The organism is Streptomyces sp. NPDC048506 (assembly GCF_040651315.1).
Classification (GTDB): domain Bacteria; phylum Actinomycetota; class Actinomycetes; order Streptomycetales; family Streptomycetaceae; genus Streptomyces.
The window spans coordinates 31,806-52,092 of record NZ_JBEZIX010000019.1 but is presented as its reverse complement, the minus strand read 5'-3'; the positions used below and the strand labels follow the sequence as shown (position 1 = coordinate 52,092).

The 20,287-nt window shown below is 71.6% G+C and carries 18 protein-coding genes; 12 read left to right on the top strand and 6 right to left on the bottom strand.

What is annotated here, in order from left to right:
- Positions 1-189: 189 nt before the first annotated feature.
- From AB0C96_RS17565 to AB0C96_RS17545, 5 genes are all read left to right on the top strand, one after another.
- The gene (locus tag AB0C96_RS17565) at positions 190-795 is read left to right on the top strand and encodes a TetR/AcrR family transcriptional regulator (RefSeq protein ID WP_362918339.1); all 606 of its coding nucleotides are present in this window, start codon (positions 190-192) and stop codon (positions 793-795) included.
- Positions 796-839: 44 nt separating this feature from the next.
- Entirely contained in the window at positions 840-2,027 is a 1,188-nt protein-coding gene (locus tag AB0C96_RS17560) for an acyltransferase family protein (RefSeq protein WP_362918337.1), read from the top strand.
- A gap of 49 nt (positions 2,028-2,076) precedes the next feature.
- Positions 2,077-3,063, top strand: a complete 987-nt coding sequence (locus AB0C96_RS17555; RefSeq protein ID WP_362918335.1) for a helix-turn-helix domain-containing protein — start codon at positions 2,077-2,079, stop codon at positions 3,061-3,063.
- 400 nt (positions 3,064-3,463) lie between these two features.
- Complete coding sequence (locus AB0C96_RS17550; RefSeq protein ID WP_362918490.1) at positions 3,464-6,469, top strand: glycine--tRNA ligase; 3,006 nt, start codon at positions 3,464-3,466, stop codon at positions 6,467-6,469.
- A gap of 159 nt (positions 6,470-6,628) precedes the next feature.
- Complete coding sequence (locus AB0C96_RS17545; RefSeq protein WP_362918333.1) at positions 6,629-7,624, top strand: TAXI family TRAP transporter solute-binding subunit; 996 nt, start codon at positions 6,629-6,631, stop codon at positions 7,622-7,624.
- A gap of 66 nt (positions 7,625-7,690) precedes the next feature.
- Here the strand turns inward: AB0C96_RS17545 and AB0C96_RS17540 are convergent, their stop codons facing one another.
- From AB0C96_RS17540 to AB0C96_RS17530, 3 genes are all read right to left on the bottom strand, one after another.
- The gene (locus AB0C96_RS17540; protein WP_362918331.1) at positions 7,691-7,894 is read right to left on the bottom strand and encodes a cold-shock protein; all 204 of its coding nucleotides are present in this window, start codon (positions 7,892-7,894) and stop codon (positions 7,691-7,693) included.
- Between the two features lie 219 nt (positions 7,895-8,113).
- The gene (locus tag AB0C96_RS17535) at positions 8,114-9,529 is read right to left on the bottom strand and encodes a HAMP domain-containing sensor histidine kinase (protein WP_362918329.1); all 1,416 of its coding nucleotides are present in this window, start codon (positions 9,527-9,529) and stop codon (positions 8,114-8,116) included.
- Positions 9,530-9,545: 16 nt separating this feature from the next.
- Positions 9,546-10,283 (bottom strand): response regulator transcription factor, encoded by a 738-nt coding sequence (locus AB0C96_RS17530; RefSeq protein ID WP_362918327.1) that lies wholly within the window; start codon positions 10,281-10,283, stop codon positions 9,546-9,548.
- A gap of 276 nt (positions 10,284-10,559) precedes the next feature.
- Between AB0C96_RS17530 and AB0C96_RS17525 the strand changes: the two genes are divergently transcribed.
- The 7 genes from AB0C96_RS17525 (at position 10,560) to AB0C96_RS17495 (ending at position 17,516) form a co-directional block, all read left to right on the top strand.
- Positions 10,560-11,345 (top strand): amino acid ABC transporter ATP-binding protein, encoded by a 786-nt coding sequence (locus AB0C96_RS17525; RefSeq protein WP_362918325.1) that lies wholly within the window; start codon positions 10,560-10,562, stop codon positions 11,343-11,345.
- A gap of 56 nt (positions 11,346-11,401) precedes the next feature.
- The gene (locus AB0C96_RS17520) at positions 11,402-12,313 is read left to right on the top strand and encodes a glutamate ABC transporter substrate-binding protein (protein WP_362918323.1); all 912 of its coding nucleotides are present in this window, start codon (positions 11,402-11,404) and stop codon (positions 12,311-12,313) included.
- Positions 12,314-12,439: 126 nt separating this feature from the next.
- Entirely contained in the window at positions 12,440-13,087 is a 648-nt protein-coding gene (locus tag AB0C96_RS17515; protein ID WP_362918321.1) for an amino acid ABC transporter permease, read from the top strand.
- A gap of 103 nt (positions 13,088-13,190) precedes the next feature.
- Positions 13,191-14,123, top strand: a complete 933-nt coding sequence (locus AB0C96_RS17510; RefSeq protein ID WP_362918319.1) for an amino acid ABC transporter permease — start codon at positions 13,191-13,193, stop codon at positions 14,121-14,123.
- 240 nt (positions 14,124-14,363) lie between these two features.
- Entirely contained in the window at positions 14,364-16,439 is a 2,076-nt protein-coding gene (locus tag AB0C96_RS17505; RefSeq protein ID WP_362918317.1) for an FAD-dependent monooxygenase, read from the top strand.
- Between the two features lie 157 nt (positions 16,440-16,596).
- The gene (locus AB0C96_RS17500) at positions 16,597-17,139 is read left to right on the top strand and encodes a cysteine dioxygenase (protein WP_362918315.1); all 543 of its coding nucleotides are present in this window, start codon (positions 16,597-16,599) and stop codon (positions 17,137-17,139) included.
- Positions 17,136-17,516: a rhodanese-like domain-containing protein gene (locus AB0C96_RS17495; RefSeq protein WP_362918313.1), complete on the top strand. Its 381-nt coding sequence runs from the start codon at positions 17,136-17,138 to the stop codon at positions 17,514-17,516. Before AB0C96_RS17500 ends, AB0C96_RS17495 begins: the two co-directional genes overlap by 4 nt.
- A 93-nt stretch (positions 17,517-17,609) precedes the next feature.
- On the opposite strand, the gene recX is transcribed toward AB0C96_RS17495, so the two are convergent.
- From recX to AB0C96_RS17480, 3 genes are all read right to left on the bottom strand, one after another.
- A complete protein-coding gene (gene recX / locus AB0C96_RS17490; protein ID WP_362918311.1) occupies positions 17,610-18,263 on the bottom strand; it encodes a recombination regulator RecX in 654 nt (217 codons plus the stop codon).
- Positions 18,264-18,269: 6 nt separating this feature from the next.
- A complete protein-coding gene (gene recA / locus AB0C96_RS17485; protein WP_362918309.1) occupies positions 18,270-19,391 on the bottom strand; it encodes a recombinase RecA in 1,122 nt (373 codons plus the stop codon).
- A gap of 236 nt (positions 19,392-19,627) precedes the next feature.
- Positions 19,628-20,224, bottom strand: a complete 597-nt coding sequence (locus AB0C96_RS17480) for a dihydrofolate reductase family protein (protein WP_362918307.1) — start codon at positions 20,222-20,224, stop codon at positions 19,628-19,630.
- Between the last annotated feature and the right edge of the window lie 63 nt (positions 20,225-20,287).

Genomic DNA, 20,287 nt, shown 5'->3' with positions numbered 1-20,287 from the left:
CCGTGAAGTCGCCCATGGACACGGCCGGTTGCCCATGCCGCCACCCTCCGCGCCCGCACCGTCACCCGTCGCATCTGGACTGGACCGCGATCTGACCGTGTGCCTAAAATTCTGACCGACCGGCCAAAAAAGTGGCCGGGTGGCTAAACAGCGGCTGAACAGCAGGGCTGAACAGCAGAGGGGCGGAACGTGAGCGGGGCGGAACCGCAGCGGTCGTTCATCGAGCAGGCACGACGGGCACAGATCGTCGATGCCGCCGTGGAGACCATCGCGGAAAAGGGGTTCGCGAAGGCATCGCTGGCGCAGATCGCCGAGCGGGCCGGGGTCAGCAAGGGCGTGATCTCGTACCACTTCGCGGGCAAGGACGAGCTGATCGAGCTCGTCGTCACGCAGGTCTACGAGCGGATCGGCGCGTATGTGCAGCCCCGGTTGGCGGAGCAGCAGGCGGAGGGCGGCTGGCTGCGGGCCTACATCCAGTCGGTCGCCGCGTATATGCAGGGGCATCCGACCCAACTCGCGGCACTGGCCGAGATCTTCCACAACTTCCGCACCGGGGACGGGTCCCCGCACTACGGGATCGCGTCCGGCGAGCCCCTCTTCGCCGCGCTGGAGCAGGCGTTCCGGGAGGGGCAGGAGCGCGGCGAGTTCCGGGCGTTCGACGCCCGGGTGATGGCCGTCAGCCTCCAGTCCGGGATCGATGCGATGTTCGCGTACTGGAGCGCGTATCCGGAGCACGACCTGGCCGCGCACGCCCGCGAACTGGCCGACCTGTTCGAGCACGCCACCCGCGCGTAGCCGTCCCACTCTTCCTTGCCATGCCGAACCGGGGGAATTCCACCATGAGCACCGATGACATGACGACCGGCACGGCCCCAGGGGGCCGGCCGAAGGGCGAACCGGCCGGGGCGCGACCCGCGCGCCCCCGACTGGAGTACGTCGACAATCTGCGGATCGCGCTCACGGCGCTCGTGGTGCTGCACCACGTCGCCGTGACCTACGGCAACATCCCCGCCTGGTACTACACCGAGCCCGCCAAGGACGGCTCGGGGCTGCTCCTGGACATCGCCGTGACGTTCAACCAGGCGTTCTTCATGGGGTTCTTCTTCATGATCGCCGGCTATTTCACGCCGGCCTCGTACGACCGCAAGGGCGCGCGCCCCTTCCTGCGGGACCGCCTGAAGCGGCTCGGCATCCCGCTGCTCGCCTTCATCCTGCTGATCCGTCCCCTGGTGAACTTCGGCGGGTTCGCGGAGTGGCGGGACAAGATGCCGTACTGGCTCTACTACGTGGTGAGTTGGGACGCCGGGCCCATGTGGTTCGTCGAGGTGCTGCTGGTCTTCTCGGCGCTGTTCGTGCTGGGGCGCCGTTTCCGCGGGCGCGGTGGGGCGGGGCCGGACGCCGCTGCGGTGGTGTGCGCCCCGCGCGCCCCGCGACCGGGCGCCATCGCCCTCTTCGTGCTCGGCCTGGCTCTCGCCACGTACCTCTGGCGGTTCCTCGTGCCGACCGGCACGTACTTCCCGATAGTCGGGCTGCCGTCCCCCAACTTCCTTCCGCAGTACGCGAGTTTCTTCGTCATCGGCGTGCTCGCCCACCGGCGGGGCTGGCCGCAGGCCCTCTCCCGCCGGGCGGGACGGCTGGGCTTCGCGGTCGCCTCCGTGGCGACGCTGGCGTACCTCCCGGTGTCCGTCCTCACGCCGTCCGAGTCGATGGCGGGGCACGGCACCTGGCAGTCGCTGGCCACGGCCGCCTGGGAGTCGACGTTCGCGGTCGGCATGGTCGTCGGCCTGACGGTCTTCTTCCGCGAGCGCCTCAACCGCCAGGGGCCCCGGGCCGCCTTCCTCTCCCGGCACGCCTTCACGGTCTACCTCATCCACCCGCTCGTGCTGGTCGGGCTGTCCTACGCCTTCCGGTGGCTGCACGCACCGGCGGTCGCCAAGTTCGCCCTCGTCGGCGTCCTGGCCCTGCCACTGTGCTGGGCCGTGGCCCGTGTCGTACGGTCGCTGCCTCGTGCCGACCGGGTGCTGTAGGGCCGTCGCCGGTCGACCGCACGGTCACCAACCGAGGGGGAGTGGGGAGATGTTGATCGAGACCGAGTTATGCACGGAGGGTGTGGCCGCCGAGGACCGGTTCGACCACTGGCGCGAGCACCTGTCCACGAGTTACGTGCCCGTGGAGGTCCTCAGCGACCGTGCGGCCGACTTCCCGGCGTCACAGCGCATGCTCCAGCTCGGCGCCGTACGCCTGTGGCAGACCGAGCACCCCCGGATGACGCTGCGCCGCACCCCGAAACTGATCCGGCGCTCCGATCCGGAGATGTACCACCTGTCGCTCGCCCTGCGCGGGGCCAAGACGCTGACCCTGTCCGACCGCTCGGCGGACTGCACCGCGCAGGACCTGATCCTCGTCGACACCGCACGCCCCTACTCCATGGCGGCGCGCACCGGGCCCGACGAGGAACGGGTCCTGGGCACGGGCCTCTTCGTCCCGCGCAGCCTGCTGCCCCTGCCGGCCACCAGCGCCGACCGCCTCATCGGCCGCCGGATGTCCGGGCGGGACGGGCTCGGCGGCCTGCTGGCCCACTTCCTCACCCGGATCTGGGCGGACATCTACGCCTACGATCCCGCCGACGGGCCACGGCTGGGCACCGTGGCCATCGACCTGCTCTCCTCGCTCCTCGCCCACACCCTCGACAGCGAGCACGCCCTCGAACCGGAGACCCACCGCCGCAGCCTGCTGCTGCGCATCAAGGCCTTCATCCACCAACACCTGCCCGACCCCCGCCTCACCCCCCGTACCGTCGCCGCCGCCCACCACATCTCCCTCAGCTACCTCCACCGCCTCTTCCAACACGAAGAGACCACGGTCGCCGCCTGGATCCGACTCCAGCGCCTCGAACGCGCCCGGCACGACCTCGCCGACACCGCGTGGCACAGCACCCCCATCCATGCCATCGCCAGCCGCTGGGGCTTCCCGCGCGCCGCCGACTTCACCCGCGCCTTCCACGCCGTCTACGGCATGCCACCGAGGGACTACCGCAACCACGCCTGCCGGCCGGCGCTGTAGGGGCATGGGCACAGCGCTCGGAGCGCGGCGGTCGCGACGCCCGTTGCGGGGACCACCACGGCGCGGGACCGCAGGCCGTGGCCGTGACCGTGACCGTGACCGTGACCGTGACGAGCGTGAACCGGCCGGGGGCGCGGGGCAATTCGGCTTGCACACCCGTGCGAGGTGCGGTGAGGTTGGTGCCCACCGGGCGCCGAGGTCATCGCCTCCACGGTCAGTGGCCAGGACGAACCGCGCCCGCGTCGCCGCCGGTGTGGGGCGCGGCCAGGCCGGACCGGCGCGTTCCGCATCCTCAGGACGGCGGTGCGGAGAGCCGAAGACCTCGGGGAACGATCAACCACATACCGGCAGTACCCCACATCCCCACCGATACGGTCCTTGGAGGGCGCGCGTGCACACGATGCAAGACACCCTGCTCGCACTGAATTCCTACTGGGCGGAGCACGGGTGCCTGCTCGCCCAGCCGATGAACACCGAGGTCGGAGCCGGAACCCTCAATCCCGCCACCTTCCTCCGGGTCCAGGGTCCGGAGCCGTGGCGCGTCGCCTACCCCGAGCCCAGCGTCCGGCCCGACGACTCGCGCTACGGGGAGAACCCGAACCGGCTACAGACCCACACCCAGTACCAGGTGATCCTCAAGCCCGAGCCGGGCAACGCCCAGGAGCTCTACCTGGGCAGCCTGCGGGCCCTGGGGATCGACATCGCCGCACACGACGTCCGGTTCGTCGAGGACAACTGGGCCTCGCCCGCGCTCGGCGCCTGGGGGCTCGGATGGGAGGTCTGGCTGGACGGGCTGGAGATCACCCAGTTCACCTACTTCCAGCAGGCCGGCGGCATCACGCTGGACCCGATCTCCGTGGAGATCACCTACGGCCTGGAGCGGATCCTGATGGCGCTCCAGAACGTGAGCCACTTCAAGGACATCGTCTATGCGCCCGGCGTCTCCTACGGGGAGGTCTTCGGCCAGGCCGAGTACGAGATGAGCCGCTACTACCTCGACGACGCGGACGTGGCGACCCACCGCGCACTGTTCGAGACGTACGCCGACGAGGCCCGCCGGATGCTGGACGCCCGGCTGCCGGTCCCCGCCTACACCCATGTGCTCAAGTGCTCGCACACGTTCAACGTGCTCGACGCCCGCGGCGCCATCTCCACCACCGAACGGGCCCGCGCCTTCGCCCGCATGCGGGCGCTCGCCCATGACGTCGCCGAGCTGTGGGCCGCCCGGCGGGCGGAACTCGGCCATCCGCTCGGCACCGCCGCCACGTCCGGGGCCGCCGCCACGTCCGGGGCTACCACCCCGTCCGGGGCCGCCGGGGCCGCCACCACCGCGCGGCCGGCACCGGCCGGACCCGCCACCCTCGCCTTCGAGATCGGCGTCGAGGAGATGCCGCCCGCCGAGGTGGGACGCACCGCACAGGCCGTGCGGACCGCGCTGACCGAGCGGTTGGCCGGTACCCGGCTGCGGCACGGTGCGATCCGCGTGCTGGCCGGCCCCCGCCGGGTGGTCGCGCTCGTCGAGCAGGTGGCGGACCGGGAGGAGGACCACCGGCGGACGGTACGCGGCCCCCGGGTCGCCGGCGCCTTCGACGCGGCGGGCGAGCCGACCGAAGCGGCCCGCGGGTTCGCCCGCAGCCAGGGGGTCGAGGTGGCCGAGCTCGGCCGGGTCGTCTTCGGGGCGCACGAGCACGTCGTGGTCGTCCGCGAGGTGCACGGCCGGCCCGCGCTCGACGTGCTCGCGGAGATCCTGCCGGAGGTGGTGACCGGGCTGCGCGCCGAGAAGAACATGCGCTGGAACGCCCCGGGGCTGGTCTTCTCCCGTCCGATCCGATGGCTGCTGGCCCTGCTCGGCGAGCGGATCGTGCCCTGCGCCGTCGCCAACCTCTCCGCCGGCCGCACGACCCAGGTCCACCGCGACGCCGCCTCCCCCACCGTCGAGGTCCCCTCGGCCGAGGGTTATCCGGCCTTCCTGGCGGGCCACGGCGTCCTCGCCGACGGGGCCGAGCGCCGCCGGCTGGTCGAGGAGGGTGCGCAGCGCCTCGCCGCCGGGGTCGGCGGCCGCGTCGACCTGACCGGGCACACCGACCTGGTCTCGGAGATCACCGACCTCGTCGAGCAGCCCGTCCCGCTGCTCGGCGGCTTCGACCCGGCGTACCTCCACCTGCCCGAGCAGATCCTCACCACCGTGATGCGCAAGCACCAGCGCTACCTCCCGGTGCAGGACGCCGACGGCGCGCTGCTGCCGCACTTCGTGGCGGTGGCGAACGGCTCCTGCGACGAGGACGTCGTGCGTGCCGGCAACGAAGCGGTGTTGCGCGCCCGGTACGAGGACGCCGCGTTCTTCTGGCGCGCCGACCTGGACACCCCCCTGGCCGAGATGCGGGACAAGCTGGCGCTGCTCACCTTCGAGGAGCGCCTCGGCTCGATGGCCGACCGCGCGCGGCGCATCGCGGCCGTCGCGGCCCGCCTGGCCGACGTCATGGACCTGGGTGCCGCGGACCGGCAGACCCTCGACCGCGCCTCCGCCCTCGCCAAGTTCGACCTCGGCTCCCAGATGGTCACCGAACTCTCCGGGCTCGCCGGCGTCATGGCAGATGAGTACGCGCGGCGGGCCGGGGAGGGCGAGGCGGTCTCCACCGCGCTGTCCGACATGGAGCTGCCGCGGTTCGCCGGCGACGCGCTCCCCGCCACCCGGGTCGGCGCCCTGCTGGCGCTCGCGGACCGTCTCGACCTCCTGGCGGGCCTGTTCGCCATCGGCGCGGCCCCCACCGGGAGTTCGGACCCTTACGGCCTGCGCCGCTCGGCACTGGGCCTGGTGAACATTCTGCGGGCGCGCCCGGAGTTCGCTTCCGTCACCGTCGAGGACGGGCTGCTGATCGCCGCCGAGCAGCAGCCCGTCACCTGCTCGAAGGACGCGCTCGACGATGCGCGGCAGTTCGTGCTCCGCCGGTTCGAACAGCAGCTCCTGGAGGGCGGTCACCCGGTCGCGCTGGTCCGGGCGGTGCTGCCGTACGGCGGGAGCCCGCGGCGGGCCGAGCAGACCCTCGTCGAGCTGACGTCGCTGCTGGAAGACCCCCGGTTCACCGCCCTGGTCGCCGCCCTTCAGCGGGTCCGCAGGATCCTGCCGGAGGGCACCGAGCCGTCCTACGACCCGGCGCTCTTCGACAGCCCCGCCGAGCACGACCTCCACGCCGCCCTCCAGGAGTTCCGCGCCACCCTCGGGGACGCGCCCCGGCTGGGCCCCCTCGCCGCCGAGTCGGACGGCCTGGTCACCGCGGTCAACGCGTTCTTCGACCAGGTCATGGTGATGGCCGAGGACCCGGCCCGGCGCGCCAACCGGCTGGGCCTGCTGGCCGCCCTGCACTCCCAGGCGGAGCGGGTCCTGTCCTGGGGCGAGCTGCCCTGACGCGGCACCCCGGTAGCGGAGACCGGCCGGCTCGCCCCAGGAGGTCCCGGGCGCCGGCCGGCCGCCCCGTGCGGCGAGCGTCGCAGGAAGCACCGGCCGACCCCGCAGATCCGCACCCTGCCCTCCCGTTCGCGCCAGTGTCCTGGCAGGATCCCGCCCATGGGCACAGCACTCCCCCGCACCGGCGGCCGGGCCGTCCAGGCGGCGATCACGCTCCTGGTCGTCCTCGGGGTGGCGCTGTGGTGGCTGCTGTCGACGGGCGGCGAGCGGTCGCCGGGCGGCCGGGTGACGCTGGCGACGGGCGTGCCGACCGGTGTGTACGCCCGCTACGGGGAGCTGCTCAAGCAGGACCTGGCGCACGACATGCCCGATGTGGACCTGCGGCTGACCCGGAGCGAGGGGTCGATCGACAACCTGCGGCAGCTGGTCGCCGGGCGCGCGCAGTTCACCATCGCCACGGCGGACGCGGTCGCCACCTACCAGGTCAGGAGCGAGGCCGGCGCGGACCGGCTGCGCGCCTGCGCCCGGCTGTACGACGACTACATGCAGCTGGTGGTGCCGAAGGACTCCGCGGTGCGCTCGACGAAGGACCTGCGCCGGCTGCGGGTGGGCGTGGGGGCCGACGGCTCCGGCGTACAGCTGATCACCCGGCGGCTGCTGGAGGCGGCCGGGCTCGACTTCGACCGGGACATCACGCCCGTGCGGGTCGGCATCGACCGGATGCCGGATCTGCTGGAGCGGGGGAAGCTGGACGCGTTCTTCTGGTCGGGCGGACTGCCGACGACGGCGGTGCAGCACCTCGCGCAGCGGTTCCCGGTGCGGCTGGTCCAGCTCGGGGACCTGACCGAGGGGCTGCACCGGCAGGGCGAGCCGACCCGTTACTACCGGGCGGCGGTGATGCCCGCCGACGCCTATCCCCGGGCCCAGGACGGGGAGGCGGTGAAGACGATCGCGGTCGCGAACCTGCTGGTGACGACGGACCGCGAGGACGCCGCCCTGACCGAGGGGATCACCCGGACGGTGATCAACAGCCGGGACTGGATCGGGCGCCAGGTGCACGCCGCGCAGAAGGTGGACCTGCGCACGGCGGTGTTCACCGACCCGTTGCAGCTGCACGAGGGCGCCCGGCGCTACTACCTGTCCCAGAAGCCCTGACACCGAACGGGTCGGGGCCCGCACCGGCGCTGCGGTGCGGGCCCCGACCACGGGACGCGGGGTGCGTCAGGCGCCGACGATGTTCTCCGCCTGCGGGCCCTTGGGGCCCTGGGTCACGTCGAAGGTGACCTTCTGGCCCTCGAAGAGCTCACGGAAGCCCTGGGCGGCGATGTTCGAGTAGTGGGCGAAGACGTCGGGGCCGCCGCCGTCCTGCTCGATGAAGCCGAAGCCCTTCTCGGGGTTGAACCACTTGACGGTGCCGGAAGCCATGTCCTTCTCCTATTCCATGGGGCAAGCCGGAGGCCGCACCGTGCGGCCTCCTTGTCGCCGAGATGATCGCCCCACACCGGAACAGGCCCGGAAACAAGGAACGCCCGGGGCTACCAGCCTCCGGGCGCGCACAAAGTTCATCATGGGTACCACAACTGCAACGGCGTCCACGCTAGCACAGGTGTGCGCATAAGCGTCCCGCGCGGCCGCCGCGCCCGGTCACGGGGCGGTGCGCGGCACGGTCACCGTGACCTTGAGGCCGTGCGGCGGATGCGGGGAGTAGGAGATGGTGGCGCCGCCCGCGGCGAGCAGGGCGCGGGTGATCGACAGCCCGAGTCCGGAGCCGGAGACGTTCTGGTGGCGGCTGCTGCGCCAGAAGCGGTCACCGACCCGGGCGAGTTCGTCCTCGGTGAGGCCCGGGCCGCGGTCGGCGACCGTGATGTGGACGGACCCGCCGTCGGGCGTGGCACCGACCACGACCGGTTGGCCGCCCGGAGTGAACTTCAGGGCGTTGTCGACGACGGCGTCCAGCGCGCTGGAGAGGGCCACCGGGTCGGCCCAGCCGGTGACGGCGCTCGGCCCCTGGTAGCTGAGCCGGACCCCCTTGCTGTCGGCCAACGGCCGCCAGGAGTCGACGCGTTCGGCGGCCAGCGCCGCCACGTCGGTGAGCTGGAGGTCGGCCGCGGAGTGCTCGGCGAGCGCGAGGCCGAGCAGGTCGTCCAGGACGCGGGCCAGCCGCATGCCCTCGGTACGGACCGAGGCGATCTCCTCGTTGTCGTCGGGGAGTTCGAGGGCCAGCAGCTCGATCCGCAACAGCAGCGCGGCCAGCGGGTTGCGCAGCTGGTGGGAGGCGTCCGCGACGAAGGCGCGCTGCTGCTCCAGGACGTCCTCGACATGGTCGGCCATCTCGTTGAACGAGCGGGCCAGCCGGCGCAGTTCGGGCGGGCCCGCGGTGCCGGCGACCCGGGACTTCAGCCGGCCGGTGGCGATGTCGTGGCTCGCCGCGTCCAGGATCCGTACCGGCCGCAGCACCCAGCCGGTGAGCCGGAAGGCGGCGGCGACCGCGACGAGCATGGCCACGCACTCGCCGACCGCGATCAACAGCCAGCCGCGCAGGATGCGCGAACGCATCTGCCCGGTGGGCGAGTCGGTGACCACCACGGCGACCACGTCGCCGTCGCGGATGACCGGTGAGGCCACCGCGATCCGGCCGCCCTCGTCCCAGGGCCAGACCTGGTGCGGATCATGACTGCGGCGCCCGGCCAGCGCCTCGCTGAAGGCCCGGGCGCCCTCGCCGTCGCGGGGCACCGGCATGCCCTGCGGAGCGGCGGCCATCCGCGTACGGTCGCGGTAGAAGACCCCGGCGCGTATGCCGTAGAGGTCGTAGTACCGCGCCAACTCGGCGCCGAGGGTGGCCCGCCGCTCGTCCTCCTCGGGCGTCTTGTTCCGGGCGTCCGCGTCCGGGCGGGCGGTGACGAACTGGGCGAGGGAGGCGAACCGCGCGGCGTCGTCGATCCGGTCGATGACCACCTTCTGCTGCTCCACGCCGGCCGTGATCACGCCGAGCGGAACGCCGAGCGCGAGCAGCACACCGGCCATGAGGACGATGAGGAGCGGGAGGAGTCGGGTGCGCACGTGCCGGCGGCGGCCTTCAGGAAGCCGGCGTCGCGGGCCGGCCGGGGGCGGGCACGACGAGGCGGTAGCCGACGCCGCGGACCGTCTCGATCAGCGCGGGCATGCGCAGCTTGGCGCGGAGCGAGGCGATGTGCACCTCCAGGGTCCGGCCGGTGCCCTCCCAGCTCGTCCGCCACACCTCGCTGATGATCTGCTCCCGGCGGAAGACCACCCCCGGGCGCTGGGCGAGCAGCGCCAGCAGGTCGAACTCCTTGCGGGTGAGCGGAACCGCGGTACCGTCCACCGACACCTGCCGGGTGGGCAGTTCGACGGTGACCGCGCCCAGCCGCAGCGCCTCTCCGGCGGTGCCGTCGTCGGTCGGCTGCTCGGCGCCCCGGTCCGCCGAGGGCACCGCGCGCCGGCTCACCGCATGGATGCGGGCCAGCAGCTCGCCGGTGTCGTACGGCTTGACCACGTAGTCGTCGGCGCCCAGGTTGAGGCCGTGGATACGGGACCGCACGTCGGAGCGGGCGGTGACCATGATGACCGGGGTGGCGCAGATCTTGCGGATCCGGCCGCACACCTCGAAGCCGTCCTGGTCCGGCAGCCCGAGATCGAGCAGCACCACCGCGAACGGCTCCGCGTCATCGGGCAGCAGGGCCTTGAGCGCCTCCTCCCCGCTGCGCGCGTGCACGACGGCCACGCCGTGCTTGGCGAGCACCGCGGAGAGGGCCGCGGCGACATGATCGTCGTCCTCGACCAACAGCAGTCTCATCAGTCCCCCTTCCCGGGTGCGTGCGTACGGGCCACAGGGCATCTACGGCGATGGGAGGTGTGCGCGTCAAGAGCGGGCCACCTCCGCGCCGCCATCCGTTACCCAGCCGGTACGCCACGCTCCCCCGGATGTCCCCCCGGGCCGTCGCCCCCGCTTCACAGAGAGTGTTCCGCTGCGACCGGATCGTTATGCTCAAGTTCCCCTCAGATGTAATGACGCTGGTCGAAGCACCTCGCTAGGTTCCTCCCCAACCGAGGAGGACGGAGCTGTACGCCGATGAGCGAAGTATCGGTGACCAAGAACGCCGAGGGCCCTGCGCACGCAGGAGACCAGCTGGTCGTGCTGGACAACGTGAACAAGCACTTCGGCGCGCTGCACGTGCTCCAGGACATCGACCTGACGATCAACCGCGGTGAGGTCGTCGTCGTGATCGGGCCCTCGGGCTCCGGCAAGTCGACGCTCTGCCGCACGATCAACCGCCTGGAGACCATCGACTCCGGCAGCATCGCCATCGACGGGAAGCCGCTGCCGCAGGAGGGCCGGGAGCTTGCCCGGCTCCGTGCCGACGTGGGCATGGTCTTCCAGTCGTTCAACCTGTTCGCGCACAAGACCGTGCTCGAAAACGTGATGCTGGGGCAGATCAAGGTCCGCAAGACGGACAAGGCGGCGGCCGAGGAGAAGGCCCGCGCCCTGCTGGACCGGGTCGGGGTAGGCACCCAGGCCGACAAGTACCCGGCGCAGCTCTCCGGCGGCCAGCAGCAGCGCGTGGCGATCGCCCGCGCGCTGGCGATGGACCCCAAGGTGATGCTGTTCGACGAGCCGACCTCCGCGCTGGACCCGGAGATGATCAACGAGGTGCTGGACACGATGCAGCAGCTCGCCCGGGACGGCATGACGATGGTCGTGGTCACGCACGAGATGGGGTTCGCGCGCTCCGCGGCGAACCGGGTCGTCTTCATGGCGGACGGCCGCATCATCGAAGAGGCCGAGCCGAACCAGTTCTTCAACAACCCGCGCAGCGACCGCGCCAAGGACTTCCTGTCGAAGATCCTCCACCACTGAGCCCGCAGTTGGGCCACTCTGTTTGCCAACACGTGTTGAACCAAAGGATGTTGACCATGAGGATGCGTAAGACGGCTGCGGCCGGTGCAGTGGTGCTCGCGCTGGCGGCCACGGCGACGGCGTGCGGCGGCGAAAAGGGTACGGCGGGCGACAAGCCGGCCGGCGGGGATGTCTTCAGCGGTAGCTACAAGGTCGCCTCGGACGTCAAGGTCGACTCCTCGGTGCTGAAGAAGGCCCAGCAGGCCAAGAAGATCGTCGTCGGCGTCAAGGCCGACCAGCCGTTCCTGGGCTTCAAGGACCCGGCCACCAACAAGTACTCCGGTTTCGACATCGAGATCGCCAAGATGGTCGCCGCGGACCTGGGCTTCTCCGAGAAGCAGATCGAGTTCCAGACGGTCGACTCCAACGTCCGTGAGACCAAGATCTCCCACGGCGCCGTCGACTTCTACGTCGGTACGTACACCATCAACGACGAGCGCAAGAAGCAGGTCGGCTTCGCGGGCCCGTACTACACCGCCGGCGCGGACCTCCTGGTGCGCAAGGAGGACAAGGCCATCACGGGCCCGGACTCCCTCAAGGGCAAGAAGGTCTGCTCGATCACCGGCTCCACTCCGCTCCAGGAGATCAAGAAGCCGAAGTACGGCGCCAACACCACCGAGATGAACAAGTACTCGGACTGCGTCAAGAGCCTGCTCGACGGCTCGGTCGACGCGGTCACCACCGACGACGCGATCCTCAAGGGCTACGCCGCCCAGCGCCCCGCCAAGCTGCGGGTCGTCGGCCAGCCCTTCACCAAGGAGCCCTACGGCGTCGGCCTGAACAAGGACGACAAGGCGCTGCGGGAGGCGATCACCAAGGCGCTGGAGAACCACATCAAGAACGGCGACTACGAGAAGGCCTACGAGGGCACCCTCGGCAAGTCGGGCTCGAAGTACGTCGCCCCGGAGACGCCGCTGCCGCGCTACTGAGGCGCCGGCACCCGCTCTGATCGCGCCGCCCCGTACGCCCGCCGCGGCCGGGTGTGCGGGGCGCGCTGTCTTCCCCGCCCCCGCCCCTCTTCCCGCCGTCGACCTGACCGCTACCGCGGAGACCCCATGAACGTACTCCTCGATCATCTGCCCGAGTTCCGGGACGGGTTCCTCAGTACCCTGTCGATCACCGTGGCCAGCGGTCTGCTGGCCCTGGTACTCGGCGTCCTCATAGCCGGGTTCCGGGTCTCCCCGATTCCGCCGCTGCGCGCCTTCGGGACGGCCTGGGTCACGGTGCTGCGCAACACCCCGCTGACGCTGCTGTTCCTGGTCGCGTTCTTCGTCGTGCCGCAGATCCTCTTCAACGGCTGGAGCCCGTTCGTCCTGGCCACGCTGGCGCTCGGCTTCTACACCTCCTCCTTCGTGTGCGAGGCGGTGCGCTCCGGCATCAACACCGTGCCGCTGGGGCAGGCGGAGGCGGCCCGCTCGATCGGCATGACCTTCTCCCAGACGCTGCGCCTGATCGTGCTGCCGCAGGCCACCCGCTCCGTGCTGTCGCCGCTGAGCAGCATCTTCATCGCCCTGACGAAGAACTCCGCGATCGCCGGTGCGTTCAGCTTCCCCGAGTTGTTCAGCGTCTCCAAGCTGCTCAACGACAGGGGGTACCCGATCGCCTGGATCTTCCTGTGGACCGCGCTCTCCTACCTCATCATCACCTTCGCCATCAGTGGCCTCTTCCGGCTGCTGGAGCGCCGGATGGGGGTCGTGCGATGAGCGACCGCAGCATGGGCGTCCCCGGGCCGAAGTCCCCCGGCTGGAAGAACAGCACGACGTGGGTGCCGCGCGCACGCGGGGCGGAACGAAGCGAGGTAAGGGCATGAGTGCGAGCGTTCTCTACGACGTACCGGGACCGAAGGCGAAGGCACGCAACCGCGTCTACACCGTCATCGGCAGTCTCGCGGTGCTCGGGCTGATCGCGTTCGCCGTGCTGCGGCTGAGCGCCAAGGGTCAGCTCGAACCCGAGGTGTGGAACATCTTCAACTACGCCGGGGTGCGGAACAACATCCGCGACGGCGTCCTGACGACACTTCAGGTCTTCGCGGTCGCGGCGGTGCTGTCGCTGGCGCTGGGCGTACTGCTCGCGGTGGCACGGCTGTCCGACCACCGGCCGATCCGCTGGCTGGCCACCGGATTCATCGAGCTGTTCCGCGCCGTACCGCTGCTGATCACCATCTACGCGCTGTGGGTGGTCCTCCTCAGCTACCGCGAGAGCCTCGGCATGGACGAGAGCCAGCCGCAGTTCTGGGCTCTGGTCGCCGGGTTGACCGTCTACAACGGATCAGTCCAGGCCGAGGTGCTGCGGGCCGGCATCAACTCCGTACCCAAGGGGCAGGGCGAGGCCGCCTACGCACTGGGCATGAGCAAGACCCAGGTCATGACGACGGTGCTGATCCCGCAGGCCATCCGCGCGATGCTGCCGACGATCATCAGCCAGCTCGTGGTGACGCTGAAGGACACCTCCCTCGGCTACATCATCACGTTCGAGGAGCTCCTCTACACCGCCCGCCTGATGAGCACCAACATCATCGTCAACGGCAACGACACCTACGTCCCGGTCATCATCGTCACCGGCACCATCTACGTCGCGATGTGCCTGGCGCTGTCCGCCCTCGCCAACTGGATCGAGCGGCGCGGCCGTCGGGCCAAGACCGGCATCAGCGTGGCCGCGGCCGCCGAGCCGGTCGCCGCCACCGACGCGATGGACGTCAACGACGCGACGCCGGACGGACCGGTGCGCGCGAAGGACTGAGCCGGGCACTCCCGGGACGGCACGACGCCGGCTCCCGGGGCGGCACGAGGCCGACGGTACGGACGGGCCGCCGCGTGGCTCATACGGGACCGCACGGAGGCGGTGGCAACGGCGCCACCGCCTCCGTCACTTGACGCCGACGGCCGCAGTGGGTTGCATACGCTGTGTGATCACGCACCGGGCTCCAACTGCCAGTTCCCGCTTGTCCCGTACGTTCCAGCGGCCCCAGGGAGCGGCGCCGTGGACCCGGTGATCGTCGTCGGGGCCGGCCCGGTCGGCCTCGCGCTCTCCCTCGCCCTCGCCCGGCTCGGGGTCCCCTCCATCGTCCTCGACGAAACCACCGGTCAGGAGGACACCCGGCCCGCCCGTACGGTCGTGCTCCGCCCGGACACCGCGGCGTTCGTCGACCGGCTCGGCTGCGCCGACGCCCTGGAGAGCACCGGCATCCGCTGGACCGCCTGGCGCATCATGCGCCGCCGGCGCCTGGCGGAGCGCGTCGCCTTCGCCCCGCGCACCCCGGACGACGGGGCCGGCCCGGCCGCCCTCGCGTCGCCGGTCCACCTCCCCCAGCACGCACTCGCCCGCGCGCTGCGCGCCGCACTGGCCCGCGAGAAGCTCGCCGAGGTCGTCACCGGCAGCCGGCTCGCCGACCTCGAACAGGACGAGCGCGGCGTCAGCGCACACACCCGTGGCCCCAACGGGACCTGGTGGCGCGGGAGTTACCTCATCGGCTGCGACGGCCCACGGTCCACCGTCCGCAAGCTGCTGGACATCCGCTTCCCCGGCCGTACGGCCGTCGAGCGGCATGCGGTGGCCGCGCTGCGCTGTGAGCTCCCTTGGCCCGGCGAGGCCCTGCTGCACCGCTCACCGCCCCGACCGGGCGGCGGACCGGGCAGCGAGGTCTCCGCCCGCCCGCTGGCCGACGGTGTCTGGCGGCTGGACTGGCTGCTGCCGCCCGGCCGCGAACTGGTCACACCGGACGCCCTGGTGGCCCGGATCCGCGACTCCCTGGCCGGCTGGGCCGTCGAGCCCCCGGCGGACGGGACCAGCGGGGAGGTCGGCGTGCCGTCGGGCCACGGCCGGCTCGTCCCCGCGTACGAACTCCTCGACACCGGTGTGCACACCGTCCACCACCGGCTGGCCCGCTGCTGGCGGCAGGGCCGCGCCTTCCTCGCCGGGGACGCCGCGCACCTGCTGGGCGCGCTCGGCACCCAGGGCCTGGACGAGGGGCTGCGGGACGCCGAGAACCTCGCCTGGAAGCTGAGCCTGGCCTGGCACGACGGCGTCTCCGAGCGGCTGCTCGACAGCTACCAGGACGAGCGGCGGACCGCGGTCGCGGCCCGGCTGCGCGCCGCCGACCAGGCCCTGCCGCTGCTCCGGGACGGCCGCTCGGCCCGCTGGCGCACCGTGCTCCCGGGCGCGGCGCGCGGGCGCAGCACCCTGCTGACCGACGGCCACCTGGGGCGCGGCCCGCTGGGCGCGCCCCCCGTCTACGCCCGCACTCCGCTGGCGCCGCCCGCGGAGCACACCGGCGTCCCCCTCGTCGAGACGCCCCCGGGAGCGCCGGTCAGCGATGTGCCCGTGACCGCTTCGGACGGCTCGGTGGTGCGGCTGCGCGACCGCCTCGGCCAGGGCCTGTTGGTGGTGCTGGTGGCTCCCGGCACCACCGTCTGGGACCGTCGGCACTGGCAGTCGGCGGGTCTGATGCCCCAGCTGACCAGCGCGGTCGCCGCACTGCCGATGCCCGCCGAGATCCTCGTCACCGAGTCCTATCCAGGCGCCGCCGCCCACACCGTCCTCCTCGTCCGCCCGGACGGCCACCTGGTCGCGGCCTTGGCGGGCGTCCGCCCGGCGGAGATGGCCGCCTGCGCGGCGGCGGTACGGGGCGGGGGTGGGAGCGCGGCCCCGAGGCCGGGAAGTGGCGCTCCGGGAACATCGTCGGGCACGGATGGCCCACTGAGGTCGTCCCTGCCACCGGGGTCGGCCACATCACCCGGTGCGTCGTCCGGCACGTCGTCCGGTGCGTCGACTGGTGCGTCGTCCGGTTCTCCGGCGTCGCCCGGGCAGGGGCGAGCCGGGGGCGGAGGCGTGGGCGGGGCCGTGGGCGGAACCGTCGAGGGGGAGGCAGCCGCGGGCAGCGGCACGGCCGACGGTGGGACGGCCGCGGAAGGAACGTCGCCGAGCGGCACCTCGCCGAGCGGCACGTCTCCGCAAGGCAGGTCTCCGCAGGGCAGGTCTCCGCAAGGCACGTCACTTCATGGCCCGTCCGTGGTTGACCCTGTGGGATCCTCCATGCTTCACTCCGAACGTGACTGATCACGGCTCGCGATTCTGGCGGAGGGTCCATCTGGACCTGGTCCGCCATGCGAGCTGCATGTGTCGTCCGTCCTGTTGATCCGCATCTCGTTCCCCGCGCGGCCGCCTGCCCCGATCCGGCAGCCGCGCCTCTTCGCGATCACTCAGGACGGTTTCCGTGCCCGACGTACGTACCTCCGCGCGCCCGCATACCTCCGACACCGGTGGCGGCCCCAGCGCTCCCGAACTCCTCGACTTCGCCCGCCGCACCGCCTCGGACGCGGCCCTCGTCTCGTCGCTCCCGCTCGACCCCGAAGGCCGTACCTGGATCCGACTGGACGGTCCGGGTGGCAGTGAGGCCTGGCTGATCGGTTGGCCGCCCGGCACCGGCACCGGTTGGCACGACCACGGTGGTTCCCACGGCGCCTTCGCGACGGCCGCCGGCGAGCTGACGGAGCAGTCGCTCGCCGCCCAACTGCCCACCGAGGGCTGGAAGACCCTTGAGCTCGCCGACGGGGTGGACCGTGAGCGCAGGCTCAGCGACGGCCGCGGCCAGGCCTTCGGCCCGCACCACGTCCATCAGGTGCTCAACACCTCCACCGACACCCATGCGGTGTCGGTGCACGCCTACTACCCGCCGCTGCCGCTGATGCGCCGATACAGTCGCACCGGACAGGTGCTGCACCTCGAAGAGGTCGAGCGGCCGGAGGAGTGGGCATGAGCGCCGTTGACGAACTGCTGGCCCGGGCCCGGCGTGAACTGGGCCGACGGGTGGCCCCCCAGGAGGCGGCCGCCGTCCAGGAGGCGGGCGGTCTGCTGGTCGACATCCGGTATGCGCAGCTGCGTGATCGCGACGGCACCATCCCCGGCGCCCTGATCGTGGAACGCAACGAACTCGAATGGCGCCTCGACCCCACCGGCGAGCACCGCGCCCCCGAGGCGACCCACCACGACCTCCCGGTCGTGGTCATCTGCAACGAGGGCTACGCCTCCACCCTCGCCGCCCTCTCCCTCCGCCACCTGGGCCTGCACCGCGCGACCGACCTGGCGGGCGGCTTCCAGGCCTGGCGGAGTGCGGGGCTGCCGATACGGGGGTGATGTGGGGACCTGCGCTTCCTTCCTCGCCCCCTCAGTCCCCCCAGTCACCCCAGTCACCCAATAGCCTCGGTCGCCTGGGCCGGTTCGGCCGCCTCAGTCATCCGGTAGATGCTGGTCCAGCAGCTCCGGATCCTCGCCTTCCTCTTCCAGGGCCTGTTTGACGACGCGGAGGGCGAGGCCTTCCGCGTAGCCCTTGCGGGCGAGCATGCCGGCCAGGCGGCGGAGGCGCTTCTCCCGGTCCAGGCCGCGGGTCGCACGTAGCTTGCGGTCGACCAACTCGCGGGCGGTGGACTCCTCCTGCTCGGAGTCGAGGCGGCCGACGGCCACGTCGATCAGGGCGGAGTCCACCCCCTTGGTACGCAGTTCACGGACCAGCGCGCGCCGGGCCAGGCCGCGGCCGTGGTGGCGGGACTCCACCCAGGCGTCGGCGAAGGCGGCATCGTCGATGAGCCCGACGTCCTCGAAGCGGGACAGCACCTCCTGTGCTGCCTCGTCGGGGATGCCTCGCCGACGCAGGGCGTCCGCAAGCTGCTTGCGGGTGCGCGGCGTCCCGGTGAGCAGGCGCAAGCAGATCGCCCGCGCCTGCTCCTCGGGAGTACGCGGTGGTCCCGCCTCGGCCCTCGACGAGGAGGGACCACCGCTGTCCTCGCGGCCACGAAGGGCCCCGCGGCCATGACGGGTCTCGGTGTCGCCGGCAGCGCTCCAGGTATCGCCCTCGCTGTCCGGCCATTCCGTTCGCCGTGTCATGGCGGACTAGCTCTTGGCCGCGGCGGCCTTGGAACCCTTGGCGCCCTTGGCCGCCGGTGCCGGAGCCGCGGTGGCCGGGTCGGCCGTCGCCCCCGCGGCGTCCGCGCCGGGCTCCGCCGTCGGGTCCTGCGGCTTGACGCCGATGCCGAGCTTCTCCTTGATCTTCTTCTCGATCTCGTTGGCGAGATCGGGGTTGTCCTTCAGGAAGTTACGGGCGTTCTCCTTGCCCTGGCCCAGCTGGTCGCCCTCGTAGGTGTACCAAGCGCCGGACTTGCGGATGAAGCCGTGCTCCACACCCATGTCGATCAGGCCGCCCTCACGGCTGATGCCCTGGCCGTAGAGGATGTCGAACTCGGCCTGCTTGAACGGCGGGGAGACCTTGTTCTTGACGACCTTGACGCGGGTGCGGTTGCCGACCGCTTCCGTGCCGTCCTTGAGGGTCTCGATACGGCGGATGTCGAGGCGCACCGAGGCGTAGAACTTCAGCGCGCGGCCACCGGTCGTGGTCTCCGGCGAGCCGAACATCACGCCGATCTTCTCGCGGAGCTGGTTGATGAAGATCGCGGTGGTCTTGGACTGGTTGAGCGCGCTGGTGATCTTGCGGAGGGCCTGGCTCATCAGTCGGGCCTGGAGGCCGACGTGCGAGTCGCCCATCTCGCCCTCGATCTCGGCCCGCGGCACCAGGGCGGCGACGGAGTCGATCACGATGAGGTCGAGGGCGCCGGAGCGGACCAGCATGTCCGTGATCTCCAGGGCCTGCTCGCCGTTGTCCGGCTGGGAGAGGATCAGGGCGTCGGTGTCCACACCGAGCTTCTTGGCGTACTCGGGGTCGAGGGCGTGCTCGGCGTCGATGAACGCGACGGAGCCGCCGGCCCGCTGGGCGTTCGCGACCGCGTGCAGGGTCAGGGTCGTCTTACCGGAGGATTCCGGGCCGTAGACCTCGATGACGCGGCCGCGGGGGAGACCGCCGACGCCGAGCGCCACGTCGAGTGCCGTGGAGCCGGTGGGGATGACCTCGATGGGCTCCTTCGACCGCTCCCCCATGCGCATCACGGCGCCCTTGCCGAATTGCCGTTCAATCTGTGCGAGCGCGGCGTCCAGCGCCTTCTCGCGGTCAGTGCCTGCCATGGGTTCCACCCGGTTTGCTTGAGTCGATCGCTTCACGTCCATGACGCTAACGCCTGCCACTGACAATGCGCCCGGACCCGGCTCCAGCCTGTGGATAACTCCGCGAAATCCCCGGAATCACGGGCCGGAACCCCAATGAGAATGGATGTTCGATTTCACTGTCAAGCGACCGGCCCGGCCGCCGGCCCCGGTCGCGAGGTGGAGATGCGGCACCGCACGGCGCTCCGTCGCCCCGCCTACCCCTCGACGGCCGGACGGTAGGTGCACACCTGCACGCCCGTACCGCTGGTGACCGTGGACACCAGCTCGAGCCGGCGCTGCGCACCGTCGTCGGGGAAGATCGTCTTCCCGCCGCCGAGGAGCACCGGCATGACCATGAGCCGGAGTTCGTCGACGAGGCCCTCGCGCAGCAGGGTACGCACGAGCGTGGGGCTCCCCATGACCAACAGGTCCCCGCCGTCGGCCTTGTGAAGCTCCCGGATGCGGGCGACGGCCTCGTCGCCGGGGATGCGCGTGGTGTTGTGCCATGTCAGCCGGTCGTCCCCGAGCGTACGGGTCACGACGTACTTCGGGATGGCGTTCATCCGGTCGGCGAACGGGTCGCCGGCCCGCTCGGGCCAGGCCGCGGCCATCGTCTGCCACGTGCGGCGCCCGAACAGCAGCGCCTCGGCCTTGGTCAGCGCGTCGGCGAAGGCGCCGCCCACCACCTCGGGGTCGAAGAACGAGTGCGACCAACCACCGTGGGCGAAGCCGCCGTCGGTGTCCTCCTCGGGCCCGCCCGGGGCCTGCACGACGCCGTCCAGGCTCATGAACTCGCTGATCACGATGCGCATGGGACTCGCTCCTCTTCCACGTTCAGGTTCCTCGTTCAGGGGTTGCAGGAAGAGAGACTGCCG

What these genes read in the sequence shown, in the direction of transcription:
- AB0C96_RS17560 (WP_362918337.1), top strand. Translation starts at nt 840, where the DNA reads ATGAGCACCGATGACATGACGACCGGCACGGCCCCAGGGGGCCGGCCG.
- AB0C96_RS17555 (WP_362918335.1), top strand. Translation starts at nt 2,077, where the DNA reads ATGTTGATCGAGACCGAGTTATGCACGGAGGGTGTGGCCGCCGAGGAC.
- AB0C96_RS17550 (WP_362918490.1), top strand. Translation starts at nt 3,464, where the DNA reads ATGCAAGACACCCTGCTCGCACTGAATTCCTACTGGGCGGAGCACGGG.
- AB0C96_RS17545 (WP_362918333.1), top strand. Translation starts at nt 6,629, where the DNA reads ATGGGCACAGCACTCCCCCGCACCGGCGGCCGGGCCGTCCAGGCGGCG.
- AB0C96_RS17540 (WP_362918331.1), bottom strand. Translation starts at nt 7,894, where the DNA reads ATGGCTTCCGGCACCGTCAAGTGGTTCAACCCCGAGAAGGGCTTCGGC.
- AB0C96_RS17530 (WP_362918327.1), bottom strand. Translation starts at nt 10,283, where the DNA reads ATGAGACTGCTGTTGGTCGAGGACGACGATCATGTCGCCGCGGCCCTC.
- AB0C96_RS17525 (WP_362918325.1), top strand. Translation starts at nt 10,560, where the DNA reads ATGAGCGAAGTATCGGTGACCAAGAACGCCGAGGGCCCTGCGCACGCA.
- AB0C96_RS17520 (WP_362918323.1), top strand. Translation starts at nt 11,402, where the DNA reads ATGAGGATGCGTAAGACGGCTGCGGCCGGTGCAGTGGTGCTCGCGCTG.
- AB0C96_RS17515 (WP_362918321.1), top strand. Translation starts at nt 12,440, where the DNA reads ATGAACGTACTCCTCGATCATCTGCCCGAGTTCCGGGACGGGTTCCTC.
- AB0C96_RS17510 (WP_362918319.1), top strand. Translation starts at nt 13,191, where the DNA reads ATGAGTGCGAGCGTTCTCTACGACGTACCGGGACCGAAGGCGAAGGCA.
- AB0C96_RS17495 (WP_362918313.1), top strand. Translation starts at nt 17,136, where the DNA reads ATGAGCGCCGTTGACGAACTGCTGGCCCGGGCCCGGCGTGAACTGGGC.
- recX (WP_362918311.1), bottom strand. Translation starts at nt 18,263, where the DNA reads ATGACACGGCGAACGGAATGGCCGGACAGCGAGGGCGATACCTGGAGC.
- recA (WP_362918309.1), bottom strand. Translation starts at nt 19,391, where the DNA reads ATGGCAGGCACTGACCGCGAGAAGGCGCTGGACGCCGCGCTCGCACAG.
- AB0C96_RS17480 (WP_362918307.1), bottom strand. Translation starts at nt 20,224, where the DNA reads ATGCGCATCGTGATCAGCGAGTTCATGAGCCTGGACGGCGTCGTGCAG.